At 51.5% G+C, this 14,241-nt stretch carries 7 protein-coding genes and 1 pseudogene; 3 read left to right on the top strand and 5 right to left on the bottom strand.

Annotated features, from left to right (window positions below; all coding sequences use genetic code 11):
* Positions 1–215: 215 nt before the first annotated feature.
* The 4 genes from ACZRJQ_RS21750 to ACZRJQ_RS21735 form a co-directional block, all read right to left on the bottom strand.
* On the bottom strand, positions 216–3,131 hold the full coding sequence (locus tag ACZRJQ_RS21750; protein ID WP_463980339.1) for a hypothetical protein: 2,916 nt from the start codon (positions 3,129–3,131) through the stop codon (positions 216–218).
* Positions 3,122–5,551, bottom strand: coding sequence for a hypothetical protein (locus ACZRJQ_RS21745; protein WP_463980338.1), 2,430 nt, complete (start codon positions 5,549–5,551; stop codon positions 3,122–3,124). Before ACZRJQ_RS21745 ends, ACZRJQ_RS21750 begins: the two co-directional genes overlap by 10 nt.
* Positions 5,552–5,649: 98 nt before the next feature.
* Complete coding sequence (locus tag ACZRJQ_RS21740) at positions 5,650–7,512, bottom strand: hypothetical protein (RefSeq protein ID WP_463980337.1); 1,863 nt, start codon at positions 7,510–7,512, stop codon at positions 5,650–5,652.
* Between the two features lie 239 nt (positions 7,513–7,751).
* Positions 7,752–10,160 (bottom strand): hypothetical protein, encoded by a 2,409-nt coding sequence (locus ACZRJQ_RS21735; RefSeq protein WP_463980336.1) that lies wholly within the window; start codon positions 10,158–10,160, stop codon positions 7,752–7,754.
* A 523-nt stretch (positions 10,161–10,683) separates the two neighbouring features.
* On the opposite strand from ACZRJQ_RS21735, the gene ACZRJQ_RS21730 reads away from it, so the two are divergent.
* Positions 10,684–11,076 carry a hypothetical protein gene (locus ACZRJQ_RS21730; protein WP_463980335.1) on the top strand — a complete coding sequence of 131 codons (393 nt, stop codon included), beginning with the start codon at positions 10,684–10,686 and terminating at the stop codon, positions 11,074–11,076.
* A gap of 191 nt (positions 11,077–11,267) precedes the next feature.
* Here the strand turns inward: ACZRJQ_RS21730 and ACZRJQ_RS21725 are convergent.
* A pseudogene (locus ACZRJQ_RS21725) lies at positions 11,268–12,094 on the bottom strand (IS3 family transposase).
* A 296-nt stretch (positions 12,095–12,390) separates the two neighbouring features.
* Between ACZRJQ_RS21725 and ACZRJQ_RS21720 the strand changes: the two are divergent.
* Positions 12,391–12,993, top strand: coding sequence for a hypothetical protein (locus ACZRJQ_RS21720; protein ID WP_463980334.1), 603 nt, complete (start codon positions 12,391–12,393; stop codon positions 12,991–12,993).
* Positions 12,994–13,052: 59 nt separating this feature from the next.
* Positions 13,053–14,075: a hypothetical protein gene (locus ACZRJQ_RS21715; protein WP_463980333.1), complete on the top strand. Its 1,023-nt coding sequence runs from the start codon at positions 13,053–13,055 to the stop codon at positions 14,073–14,075.
* The last annotated feature ends 166 nt before the right edge of the window (positions 14,076–14,241 follow it).

The raw sequence follows: 14,241 nt of genomic DNA, 5'->3' as shown, positions 1-14,241 counted from the left end.
GGATTTGAGTTCCGGCAGGTCGATGGCAACTGTGTACTGACCGGTGCGCGGGTCGACGCTGACAGACAGGAAACTCATGAAATTGAAGGCGTTTGAGTGAACAACAGTCGAAGAGGTCATAGTGTCTTCACGTCTTTAACAAGTTGTAGATACAAGCAAGCGAGCACTCCCACGGGGTCGCTTTTCAGCGACTCTCGAAGAGCGGCCATCCTGACTTATTGAAAGTTCACCACCAGTCTATTGCGGCTATCTTCGCTCGTTGGAATATCAAAGCTCACATCAATCCGGTGACGATTGCCCTCCTCGTCCCGTAACAAAAACTTTACTGGCCCATCCAGCCGATCGCGATAATGCATGAGGGTATCCTCCGTCATGCTGTCATGCCAGTAGGGCATATCCGCGACCCGATGCAAGCTAACGATAAGCTGGCCCGGCGAGGGTCGATGCTGCTCTACAAAAGAGGATGAAGGTCCCTCGTAGTTCTCGGTATGGCATAGGGCTTTGAAATAAGCATCGAAAACCAACCCGGCGGGCGGGTTATCGTTTCGACCAAAGGGTTTGGGATAAAAACCATAGCCGGTATAACTACCGAACACTTCGTCCAGTTGCTCCGATTCATATTGCAAAGTCGAGGCGTTACCCAAAACCTTTAGCGTCGATATTCCCACGGGGTATATCCCCTGCCGTCGATAGCCAAACTTCCAATAATCGATGGAATCCAGTAAATAAGAGAATGGATCATCGGGCTTTTCCTCGCCCACCCCGTTGAAAACGCGCTCTCGAGTGAAATCATAGTGTTTATCGAGTCCGACACCCGTCATCGGCGTTGGAGGTGCGACCCCTCGCAATTGAATAGTATTGTTTGGCCAGTCCTGCGCGTTGGAGCGCCACACCGTGTTATCGGCGGCCTGGAACTGCGCATAAAATTCTCTCGAGCCTTCGAATGTGGACTGCACATACAGCTCTCGATACCGTGTCCGGCTATCCTGGGGTATAGGTGGAGCAGGGTCATAGTCCTTGACGGCGGCCGAGGAATTTAGCCTGAAGCGGTTGCGCTGTACATTCACTGCCCAAGGCAACTCGTTGCCCTCGATTCCTTCCTGGTGTGCCTCAATGAAAGGTATCTCTGCGTTGCTGACACTATCGACAAGTTTCAAGGTCGATAGCTCGATATCACTCAAGGGAATGTCAACTTCATTCCCGTCAATGACAACCGATTTGGTTTCGATTTTGATCCGCAGCGGAATCTGCTGCATGCCGTTGGTGTAGCACTGCATTGTGTCCAGGGCTTCGATGCCGAACCCCGCCAGCTCTGCCCATCGCGGCGCTTCTTGCTGGCGCTCGACCAGTTGCACGATGGCATAGCCCCAAGCATCGTCGCCGACTTCACCGAGTACGACACTCACCGGCGTCTCGCTCCAAGAAGGCGGCGTGAACACCCCGCTCGGCGAAATACTGCCTTCGCCATAAACCTCCCAGTTCGCACGAGTCGGGTCTTCCAGATTCGCCACCCTGAACTGGATCGAGCTTGATGCTGTAACGGCAGGTACGTGATACGGCAGGATCCTGAGACTCTGCGGCGCCACGATCATGATTACCGCCGCTCTCGTAAACTCCCCCGTGACCCGGTCCTTCACTTCGATGGTCTGAATCCATACAGGTTGACCTGTCTGGTACCGAGGGCTGAAAACAGCGTTGTGACTGTCGATGACCTCCAACTCCCCCTTAGGATCACCTACCAGCTTCCAGTCGAGTGGATTGTTTCCCAGACTCGATACCTTTAGGTTGACAGGTTCCATCCCCTCACCCCAGGTGCAAACACGCGGAGAAATCACAAGGCTTTGGTAGGACTCCACCACCAGCCCCGAATAGCTTCGCTCACCCTGGCTGTCGGCATAATGGGCCGTCACCACTGATACTTGCTGGTTGCGCCCCATCAATTCCGGGACCTGCGGTGTGTAGGTACCGTTTTGCGCCATGGTGCCGACCGACAGTGGACTATCAAGGTTACTGACGCTCCAGCGGGTCGGCGTTGGAGCACCACCGGTACCGCTGAAGACGTTGAAGCGGGTTGGCAGACCACCTTTCACCGCGACACGCGCAGGCTCGACAATCCTTGCATCCGACGTTAGCGAAATATTGCCGAACACCACCAAGTCATGAGGTGTATGGGGATCCTCGCTGTCAGTGAAGGCATAGTTACCCGGAAACAACAGGTGTTTAAGCACATCCAGTTCACCCTCATTATTGGCAAACGGGATGAGCCGCTTCTCTACCACCAGGGTCGCCGAATAGCTGGGTTGCCCATTCTCCTCCAGATCATTGGGGATCAAGTACGGCAAGCCGCGATCATTGACAGGCAGGGTTCCTTGCTCAGGGTTGGAGGTGAGTTGTATGAACACCACCAGGGCGCCTTCACCGTAGTTCGCCGACCGGGTATCCGCACCACCCGGGGCTGCTTGCGTGCGCAGCTGGAATGAACGGGGTGCTAGTGGGCTGTAATCGTTGTAATCAACCATCCCTAGCACGAAGATCTTGCGATAGGCTGGATGATCCTCCAAATAAGCCTTGACTGCATCTCCGATACGACGCTGGGAGTAGTCACTGGAACCAAGGTTACAAGTAACGTCGAACCCCCTGGACAAGTCGAGTGAGACCCGGCCACGTTCGTCCACCATCCCCTGCATTACCGCCAGGTCGACCATCATTCGGACCTGATAGCCCATGTCTTCCCGGAAGTTGAAACTCTCTCGCACCAAAGGCGGTCGTGCCGGCACATGACTAGTTGAGGTATAACCACCACTGATAATGCTCATCGTCAGAGTAGCCTGGGAGCTGCCCAACGTAGCAGACTCGAAGGATAGGCGGGGTTCGCCCAGGATCAGACGGTCTAGCTGGATTTCCTCGATTTCATCCGCATCGGTAAAAAAACTGCGGCTAAAAGGCACCAAAAAACTCAAATCATTAAAGTTGGCCAGGTACTGTTTTTGCAGTATCTGGTTGATATGGGCACGGTCGAAGGCCACGATCGCTCCCCAGCCCAGAGTAATGTTGCCTTGCTTGAGTATCTCAAGCAGTTCGTCTTTGGAATGACCGACCGTTGGCGTATCTCCAGCATTATTCAAAGACATGGTGGTGTCTCCTCGCCGTTCTGCAGGCGCGTGAACGACTGCACATCCACTATGGGGTTGGGCACGATCAGAAAACTATACTTCCACTCTTCGTCGTCCTCCTTCTCGGCCATGAGCACAGCGAACTTGGCGCTTGGAGCGACCGGCAGTTCATACTCGCCAACGGCCGAAAACGTGCCGTCACCGTATAACATTGTGAACTTGGTATTCTCGATCGGGACCTCTTTTTCAACTCCGGACTTGTCCGAATAGTACAACTTCACTGTCAGTTTTCGTTTATCAGCGCTGGCCGTAGTTCTGATGTAGTAGGTGGATGGTTGATGCACCACGACCGCGATTGACTTTTGTGTCGTACCGCCAGATGTGCGGGACACCTCGATATGCTCGAGCGTAATCGGTGTGGTTGGATCACTTTTAAAAAGAGGCGGTATAAAGCGTTTTTGGTTCTCGAGCCCCGGCGTCGGCTCAGGCTCCTCTTTGAGCTCGGCGGTCGACCCGCTAGCCAGCGTCCATTTAAGCGCCGCCCCATCCAGAACAGCTGCGGACATTTTGTGGCCCAATACTTGTTCCCCTTCAGACCTTGCCGTCACCACGAACACCAGCGGATCGATGCCAATGTCTCGCTTGACAATACTCACCAACGCGCTGCTGGTGTTGCCGTTGCCCGCCTTCGCCGTCACCAGCACGCGCTTCTGGTAACCGAAGATGTTAGCGTCGCTGGGCGCGACGTAACATCCAGTATCGGCATCGATAATCCCGGGGTCTTCGTCGGGCTCGCCAGGCAAATTCATGACGCTCCAGGCCACCCCGACAGCAGCCGGCTCGGTGACAAACGAAATAGCGCCTAGGGGCCCGATGACCGGTTCGATCGGGTTAATGACGAAATTGGTCAGGCTCGGTGCAATCTTGCCCAACAACGCCAGATCACCGGTAAAGTACCCGTAAGTCGGCACAACCGCGTTCTGCGTACGGAATAACAGGCCATTGAGCCGGAAGGCATTGATGTCGTCGACCGTTGAGGTGAAAAGGTCGAAATTAGCCTCCAGCCGTTCCTTGAGTAACAACTCTATACACTCGAGAATCGGCCCGATGTGTGGTTCGACCTGCAGATTACCGATAAAGTCGTCGGGTGATACTTTGCATATCTTCACATTTTCCGGGTTCGGCACCGGCTTGAGCGACAACTCGCCATCTGCCGTCGTGGTGAACTTGAAGCTTTCCTGCCAACGCCACTTCACCGTCACGTCACAAATCACCGAATACTTATCATTGACAACCACTTTGAGTGGCGTCGGCTGCGTCCCTTCCCAGCGTAACGACAATATGTCCTTGTTTATCTTCGCGACAAACTCACAGCCCTCAGTACTTGCTTCTTTTGTAGAGAACGGCAATGTGAATCCGGATGGCAATTCAAGGCTTTTGATATGGGGCACACCGGCTTGGGCTGGCTCGTCCCCCGTGTAGCTCCCTCCACTCGGCGTCAATGACAGGATATGTCCCCCGTCCACACTTCCTGGAATCACCTCGATTGGCTCGTCCTTATTAATGAGTTTGAATCCCTCTGCGACGATTTTCTTGAGCAAAAAATTGTTACCCAACAGGATCGTCGCCGACATCGGTTCGCCCCCCTCCCCCTGCGGGATCAAATAGTGCATCCCGTTATTCGTAGGCGGAATAGAGACCTCACTTTCTGCTGCCCCCCCCTGCATCCGGATAAACACCAACACCTCCCCCTCTCCAAAATTGGGGCCCGAATAGATATCCGCACCCGGTGCCGGATGAGTTCGAATTAAAAAATTTTCGGGCTGGAGCAGATCGGCCGGCTGACGCGTCAAGGTGTTCAATTCAAACACTTTCTTTTCGGGCGGCCAGGTGTTGAATAGCTTCTGAAACTTTTCACCCGCGATCAGATCCTGCTCAGTGCTGTCGCCGACAGTGACATACATGCTTGTCCCTGTTGAAAGGTCCAGCGTCACGCGGCCGAGTGTATCTACCGTGCCTGAGCTTTCTCGCAAGTCAATGGTCATGCGCAGCAAAGGACCGTTCACGGCATCCGCCAATCGAATCCGTGAAATCCACCTGACCTTTTCCCCCACGTCCTTATTCACGGAAAGTTGTGTCCCCCCGATAATACGCATGGTCAGGGTCGCTTCAGAAGCTGATATGTTCGAATTTTCGAACGACAGTCTCGGTGCATCGAGGATATAGTCATAGATATATTCCCAGTTGGTACCCGCACCAAACTCCGCATCAAGACTAATAGGGTCAAAATAGAACTCACCGCTAAACCGTTGAATATATTCTTGTATCAACAGTAAATTTGTCTTGCTTTGATCATAGGCCAGAATTGCATCATAACCGAATGTTTGGGGCTTCTTTTGCAGCCATTCAATAAATTTCTCTAACGTTTCAAGTGCCATGATTATCACCTTATAAAGAGTGAGCCAACAGATATTGTTTACACTACCCGACCGATACGTGGCCTGGTTGCTCCGTTCTGCATCAATAAATCCTCCCCTCACTCGGTCAATATAAGATTGTCCAGCCAAGGGAAACTGACGAGTGACTCGCCGCCATCAAAGCTCACCGTTGCGCTCAGTTTGAAGACGGAATTTAGCTTCAACTGACGCAATAAGTTCTTTGGCAACTTTTCATTGTCTATTCCATTTATGGCTTCTTGGGCAGTGACAGGCCTTGTAGAGTTACGCACGTCAAACAAGATCGGCATGCTTGAACCGCTGAGACCACTGGCGCGAATAGTTACCAACTGCCCCGCCGCAATAAACGGCCACTTTGCCAGCGTAAGGTTCGCCCCCGCGTCAGGCACAGACTTCAATGAGAGTTTATTGCCCACCAAATCGGTGCATTGAACGTTTGGATAGCTGCTTTGCAGCAAAGGCAAAATTCGCAGCTGTAAAGACTCCGAATCCTCGGATACCCCACCGGAAGGTGTAAACCGGTAGAACACCGCAAAACGCTTGGCTTCACCGCTGTCGCTTGCTTCCATATTCGCGGCAATAGCACTGCTTGGCACCTGGAAGCGCAGAGGATTTTCGGCATCATAGGGGTGGGTAGCAATATACTGTCCGCCCTCTGGATGCCCGTCCCAATGCACCTCGACCCGATCACCCGCGCCAATCACAAGCGACGGTGGAAGGATGACGAATGCACCATTTAGCGTCGTGAGCATGGCAGCTATATAAGCTTTGTTGTCACCTGGCATCCCTTCGGAGGTGACGCCCTCGACCGACGGCGTCCTCAGGTCCAGCGGCTCACGTACCTTCAGATTCAGCACTTGCGAGGTCTGGGCCATCCCCTCTCGGGCGTACTGGTAGAACACCTGGACCTCTCCCCCGATACTTTTTTGTAGCACCTGCGCAGGTAGCCGAAACAGCAGGACACTGCTCTCGATATTGGATTGATCGAGGAATAAGGCTTGAAAAGCACTGCCATCAAGGCTAGGGGTCAACCAATACAGCAAGACGCAATCTCCGATGCGGGAGCCTTCATAAGGCGTCACTTGCAGCGTGATGCCGTCAGGGAATTGCGTCGGATCAAGGGTATCGCCAATCAGGTTTTCGATACGAATAAGCGGTTGCAGCGGCGTGGCTGGCGCAACGATCCGCAATATCTGCACCGAAGACGGCCCAGTGATTGGGGTATCGGCATACTCCACGGTGTAGCTAAGTAGCGCATGGCCGCCGTCGATAAAGTCAAACAGGCTACGGGGAATATCAACAATCAGCGGCCGTTCAATATCGTTGACACCCACGGTTTTCACAGATTGCCAAACGTCGTCGAGATCGCCTTTATCGTCGTATCCTTCAAACTTGAATCTGACTGTGTCGCGTTCGTGCATCGCTCGATACGGTGCAATCAACGCAGTCACTGTTTGCCCGAGTGCGCGCGGATCCAGATGCAGATCATGGGACTCCTTGATCTGCACGACTGGTAACGCCACTATTGTACTTGGGCGCCGACCGACATAGATAAAGCGCCTGGAAGACTCAGGTCCCACAATGTCCTGGTCGCCCTTCGGACAGACACTGTACGAATAAAAAGCCCACCCCCGATTCACAGCCGCTAGCAGCGTATTAGGGATCTCCACAGGCATGCCCGTTTCTTCGGTGTACCCGCCGTCCACAGTGACATCGATCCGCGAGTTGCCCATGTCATAAGCATCTCCCTGGACGCTACAACCTCGCCAGTTGGGATAGATTGCATCGCCAAGATCAATACCAACATATTTTATAAAAGTTCTCAGGTTGCCGACGCCCAACTCATCCATATAAACCGTATTACCGTCTACCAAGCTGGGAATATCCGGCGCGGGCCAATCGGTATTAAACTCAGCGAAAGTCAGCTTATCCAAGGACGCCATGTTTATTAACTCCGTTAAACCATGGATACTTTTTACCCCCTACTCGAAATACTGCCTACTATCAGATCTGATAGGTTGTGACCGATTTTCGTACAATCATGCCAATTCCCCCTAAGAGATGACTTTTCACTCTGGCATTCAAAGTCCTCCTCCCAATATAGAGAAGACGATGTATTTGCATACCTGCTTACATCTCGGCCAAAGCCCCCCCAAGAACACTTTAAGCGATGTGAATCGCGTTACAGATATTCGTCACTCTGCAACGGCTCATGATTCTGCACATTCACGAGTGGTAACGGCACAATCAGGTAGGCAAACTTCCACTCTTCATCATCCTCTCTCTCGGCCATCAAGACCGCAAACTTCGAGGTTGGATTAGTGGGGGGGTCATAACGACCGTCAGACGAAAACAAGCCCTCGCCATACAGTTTCGTGAACGTGGTTTGATGGAGCGGGACCTGAACTTCGTTACTCTCTTTGTCCAGGTATAAAAACTTCAACAGTAGCGAGTCAGTGACTGTTTCTGTTCTGAAAAAGTATGTGGAGGATTGATGTACCACGACCGCAATTGACTTTTGTACCGGACCACCAGATACGCGGGACACCTCAATCTCTTCGAGCGTAATGGCAGCATCCCCCTGACGAAGAGGCGGTATGAAGCGTTTTTGGCTCTCGAGCCCCAGTGTCGGCTCAGGCTCCTCTTTGAGCTCGGCGGTCGACCCGCTAGCCAGCTTCCAGCTAAGCGCCGTCCCATCCAGAACAGCTGCGGACATTTTGTGGCCCAATACTTGTTCCCCTTCAGACCTTGCCGTCACCACGAACACCAGCGGATCGATGCCAATGTCTCGCTTGACAATACTCACCAACGCGCTGCTGGTGTTGCCGTTGCCCGCCTTCGCCGTCACCAGCACGCGCTTCTGGTAACCGAAGATGTTAGCGTCGCTGGGCGCGACGTAACGTCCAGTATCGGCATCGATAATCCCGGGGTCTTCGTCGGGCTCGCCAGGCAAATTCATGACGCTCCAGGCCACCCCGACAGCAGCCGGCTCGGTGACAAACGAAATAGCGCCTAGGGGCCCGATGACCGGTTCGATCGGGTTAATGACGAAATTGGTCAGGCTCGGTGCAATCTTGCCCAACAACGCCAGATCACCGGTAAAGTACCCGTAAGTCGGCACAACCGCGTTCTGGGTACGGAATAACAGGCCATTGAGCCGAAAGGCATTGATGTCGTCGACCGTTGAGGTGAAAAGGTCGAAATTAGCCTCCAGCCGTTCCTTGAGTAACAACTCTATACACTCGAGAATCGGCCCGATGTGTGGTTCGACCTGCGGATTACCGATAAAGTCGTCGGGTGATACTTTGCATATCTTCAGATTTTCCGCGTCCGGGTCCAGCACCGGCTTGAGCGACAACTCGCCATCTGCCGTCGTGGTGAACTTGAAGCTTTCCTGCCAACGCCACTTCACCGTCACGTCACAAGTCACCGAATAGTTATCATTGACAACCACTTTGAGTGGCGTCGGCTGCGTCCCTTCCCAGCGTAACGACAATATGTCCTTGTTTATCTTCGCGAGAAACTCGCAGCCCTCAGTACTTGCTTCTTTTTTAGAGAACGGCAATGTGAATCCGGATGGCAATTCAAGGCTTTTGATATGGGGCACATCGGTTTGGGCTGGCTCGGGCCCCTTGTAGATCCCTCCACTCGGCTTCAATGACTGGATATGTCCCCCGTTCATACTTTCTGGAATCACTTCGATTGGCTCGCCCTTATTAATGAGTTTGAACCCCTCTGCGACGATTTTATTGAGCAAAAAATGGTTACCCAACAGGATCGTCGCCGACAACGGTTCGTCCCCCCCCCCCTGCGGGATCAAATAGTGCATCCCGTCATCCGAAGGCGGAAAAGCGACCTCAGTGTCTGCTGCCCCCCCCTTCATCTGGATAAACACCAACACTTCCCCCTCTCCAAAATTGGGGGCCGTACGGATATTCCCACCCGGTGCCGGATGGGTTCGAATGAAAAACTTATCGGGCTGGAGCAGATCGGCCGGCTGACGCGTCAAGGTGTTCAATTCAAATACTTTTTTTTCTTCTGGCCACTTATTGAATAGCCTCTGAAATTTTTCACCCGCGATCAGATCCTCCTCCATGCTGTCGCCGACAGTGACATACATCTCTGTCCCTTCTGAAAGGTCCAGCATCACGCTGCCGAGTGTATCTTCCGTGCCTGGTTTGTCTCGCAACTGAATGGTCATGCCCAGAAGAGGACCGTTCACGGCATCCGCCAATCGCATCCGCGATACGGCTTTGACTCGTTTTCCCACCCCCTGATTGAGGGTGAGCTGCGTCCCCCCGACAATACGCATGGTCAGTGTCGCCTCAGCCCCCGTGATAGATGCCGTTTCAAACGACAACCGTGGCGCATCGAGAACATAGTCGTATAAATAGTCCCAATGACTCGATGAATACTCAACAAGAAACGTGAGTGGCTCGAAGTACTGGCCATTGTCAAATCGTTGAAAATACTCCTGAATCAACAGCGTATTGGTTTTACTTTGATCGTACGCCAGAATGGCATCCCACCCCATGGTTTGGGGCTTCTCTTCCAGCCAGATAACGAACGTGGCTACTGATTCTCTAGACATAATGGGCTCTTGCAGAATGTTGGTTTAACATCGAAACGGCCATGCCCCAACTTGGAACGTAACCCTAGGTCCGTTGCCATAACACGGCTAAATCAGGCATACGTGTTATAACCTCGCTCCCACAACAATGACCACTAACAGAACTGATAGGTTGTCATTAACCAGAACACGACTATGCAATAGATTTTTTTTCTATTTTCACGCACCTACCTAGCAGTTCTGCTAGGTAGGCAACATGAATATTTATGTTTACTGTTCTCTCAAATCTAGTCGCTTAACCGCGATGCTCACCTGAGGGAAACTACCATGACTCGTTTATCAGAACGTACCCCATCGACGATCAACAATCGCCAACTATCAATCGTAGTACTGACCATGACATTGTTGTTTAGTATCGGTTATGCGACTGCTGGACAGGCGATTGTCACTCCTGACAATGATTGGTCACTACCGAAATCAGAAAGTAGAAAGTAGGACGCATGACAACGCTGACGGACCTATTACATGCGAGAGTGACAAAGTCATGATTGGACGCAAGCATGATGGCGATGAAAATGGAAACACCCAACACAAGTGTGCCAGCGTAAAACAGACTGACACCGTACTGACAGTCGGCCCAAAAAGTACGCACGATATTAGTAAAGAGTCGACAGAGTATAAATTCGAGTGCCCTGACAACAAGGTCCTGGTTGGTCGTGGCCACCAAGGCGATGAAAACGGAAGTACAAAATATTACTGTGCACAAGTCATGGGCGCTGGGAATAACCCATTACAAGTTGGCAACCGCACTTGGTCAGCTGATATAAAAGAATCTGGCAGTGACTATACCTGCCCTTCAGGACAAGTAATGGTCGGTCGAGGCCATAAAGGCGATGAAAATGGCGCCACCTGGTACCAATGTGCAATGCTCGAGTAAAAATACATAACTCGACGGCTCGTCGTTGCGACTCTTTAAATGCACAACTCGACGACGCGTCGTTGCGACTCTTTATCTTATATTTTAGATATAAAAATCATCGGCACTTCACTCTCCACTTATGGCTTCTCCATGTTATTTAGTCTTACGTTGGTAATCCCCCCATTTCTAATACACGTCAGAAATAGAGGTCAGGCCAACAAGGCAAACTTCTGTTTAGGGGTGATGCCGCCGAGAGCCATATTCGGGCGCTCGTGATTGTATGTCCAGATCCAGTGCGTGCCGTAGTCCTGAACTTCGGTTATCGACTCAAACAGGTAATGCCACAGCCAGTCATAGCGTACCGTTCGGTTGTAGCGCTCGTCGTAGGCATTCTGCTGAGGGTTGCCCGGCTGAATATACTCCAGGCGGATGCCCCGTTTCTCGGCACACCCATTGAGTTTGGCACTTATAAAATCCGGGTCGTTATCACTGCGGATTGCCTGCGGTTTTCCGCGCCATTCAATCACTTGATCCAGCGCTCGTATAACACGCTCGGCCGGTAGCGAAAAATCAATCTCCATGCTCAGGGCTTCGCGGTTGAAGTCGTCAATCAGATTGAAAACCCGAAAGCTGCGCCCATCTGCTAATTGATCGTGCATGAAGTCCATCGACCAGCATTGGTTGGTGGCCTCGGTTATGCGCGAGTCGGATCAATTGATCGGCGATCTCGGCGTTTTCAGATGACAAGCGTGGTCGATAGCGATAGCACGTGATGCCGACACCGAATGCAAGGCATTCCAGCTTAATACTGCACCGACCTGAATGAACCGTTTTCTGCGCCATCTCTCGTCGCCGCGATGGCTTCACCACTTTGTTGCCATGGCTTCCTGGATAATTTCGGCTTTGAGGCGCTCTTCGGCGTACATTTTTTTAAACTGATGCCATGCTCACGGCACAGCTCAGGGGCTGGGGTTCCAGCCTCTGCTTGCTTGAGGATGGCTATGATTTGACTGTCTGAAAAACGCGATGTCTTCACGCAAAATTTCCTTGAGCCGGTCAGGAGAAAATTCTAGTTCTGATGCGTACTTTTTTCAGGGAGATTACCCATAACACCGCTAAATCAGGCATGCGTGTTATAACCTCGCTCCCACAATAATGACCACTAACAGAACTGATAGATTGTGATTACTCATAAGACGACTATGCCACAGATTTTTTCTCTTTTCACGCACCTACCTAGCAGTTCTGCTAGGTAGGCAACATGAATATTTATGTTTATCGTTCTCTCAAATCTAATCGCTTAACCGCAATGCTCACCTGAGGGAAACCACCATGACTTGGTTATCAGAACGTACCCCATCGACGATCAACAATCGCCAACTATCAATCGTAGTACTGACCATGACATTGTTGTTTAGTATCGATCATGCGAGTGCTGCACAGGCGATTGTCACTCCTGACAGTTATTGGTCAACAGCGAAACAAGAAAATAGGACGAATGAAAACGCTGACGACCCTATTATATGCGTGAGTGGCAAAGTCATGATTGCACGGAAACATGATGGCGATGAAAATGGAAACACCCAACACACGTGTGCCAGCGTAAAACAGACTGACAAAGTACTGAAACTCGGTCCACAAAGTACGCACGATATTAGCGAAGAGTCGGAAGAGTATAAATTCGAGTGCACTGACAACAAGGTCCTGGTTGGTCGCGGCCACCAAGGCGATGAAAACGGAAATACAAAATATTACTGTGCACAAGTCATAGACGCCTGGAATGCCCCGTTACAAGTTGGCAACCGCGAGTGGACAGATGGTGTAAAAGAATCTGACAGTAGCTATACCTGCCCTTCAGGAAAAGTAATGACCGGTCGAGGCCATGTAGGCGATGAAGATGACACCACCTGGTACCAATGTTCAATGCTCTACTAAAAATGCACAACTCGACGGCGCGTCGTTGCGACTCTCTATTTTATATTGGAGATATAAAAATGATCGGCACTCCACTCTCCACTTATGGCTTCTCCATGGTGCTTAGCCTTACGTTCACTGGTGTAGCTATGGCCACTTCACTGCCTTCCGCCAATAGCGCCCAGATCATTCTTCGCGATAAAGATCAAGCTACTTGCTCGTTGGACGTCCCTGATGCAGGCAGTGGTTTAACCTACCGCTACGAATTAGTGACGTTCGGTTCGAAATGTCATGGTTTTACGACACGTTCTATTGAGTTCGTAGAACTCCCATCCGCACTTAAAGTCTTTATGAGCGATGATGATTGGTGCTCCGACAGTAAAGTGCCTGACCAGAGCAATGAAAAAAACACCCGTGATTTTTGGCTCAAGCTGAAAACCACTAAAAAATCAACGACAGTCGGCATCAACGAAATCACTTATTTGCTGACGTATAACGCAAATACTATTATCGGCCCCGGTCTTATGATGGAAGGCAAGTACGAAAAGCCAGAGGCTGAAGCTCGCGACAAACTGTCCTGTATCAAACTGGTGGCCTCAGCAGCAGGTGATGCACCCGCCTTGCCACCAAAAGCGACTGAAAGTAATCGATCATGGTCCGCTTACATGAATGAAAAAGGATCTAACTTCAGTTGCGCCTCAAACCAAATTATGACTGGTCGTCATCACATCGGTGATGAGAATGGTGACACCCGATACGAATGCGCCACAGCCATTCAGTCCGGTGCGATCGTAGTCATACAAAAAAAAGTGTGGTCTTCCACTTTGAAAGAATTCGACGGAATTTATTACGTCTGCCCCATCAATACGATCATGACCGGTCGCGAACACGCAGACGATGAGAATGGCAACACTAAATACGAGTGCGCAACAGCCACCAATGCTGACAGAGAGCTGACAGCCGCCCCCCATGACTGGAGTAACCCAATGAGGGAATCCGTTGGCTCCCAGTTCACGTGCCCTGCTAACCAGTTTCTCATCGGCAGGTGGCACAAAAATGACGAAAACGGTGACACCCGCTATCGCTGCGCCACCCTGCAATGACCATTCCAGCAGGCCGCCTTTCCTGATTCGACCTAGGTAAATCGCGATGACAACGTCTTATGTGGCACACTCAAACGCCTTCAATTTCATGAGTTTCCTGTCTGTCAGCGTCGACCCGCGCACCGGTCAGTACACAGTTGCCATCGACCTGCCGGAACTCAAATCC

The organism is Pseudomonas sp. E315 (assembly GCF_055406205.1).
Note: the sequence above shows the minus strand (reverse complement) of the source record. Positions and strands in the feature narration are given on the sequence as shown.

What these genes read in the sequence shown, in the direction of transcription:
- ACZRJQ_RS21750 (WP_463980339.1), bottom strand. Translation starts at nt 3,131, where the DNA reads ATGTCTTTGAATAATGCTGGAGATACGCCAACGGTCGGTCATTCCAAA.
- ACZRJQ_RS21745 (WP_463980338.1), bottom strand. Translation starts at nt 5,551, where the DNA reads ATGGCACTTGAAACGTTAGAGAAATTTATTGAATGGCTGCAAAAGAAG.
- ACZRJQ_RS21740 (WP_463980337.1), bottom strand. Translation starts at nt 7,512, where the DNA reads ATGGCGTCCTTGGATAAGCTGACTTTCGCTGAGTTTAATACCGATTGG.
- ACZRJQ_RS21735 (WP_463980336.1), bottom strand. Translation starts at nt 10,160, where the DNA reads ATGTCTAGAGAATCAGTAGCCACGTTCGTTATCTGGCTGGAAGAGAAG.
- ACZRJQ_RS21730 (WP_463980335.1), top strand. Translation starts at nt 10,684, where the DNA reads ATGATTGGACGCAAGCATGATGGCGATGAAAATGGAAACACCCAACAC.
- ACZRJQ_RS21720 (WP_463980334.1), top strand. Translation starts at nt 12,391, where the DNA reads ATGACTTGGTTATCAGAACGTACCCCATCGACGATCAACAATCGCCAA.
- ACZRJQ_RS21715 (WP_463980333.1), top strand. Translation starts at nt 13,053, where the DNA reads ATGATCGGCACTCCACTCTCCACTTATGGCTTCTCCATGGTGCTTAGC.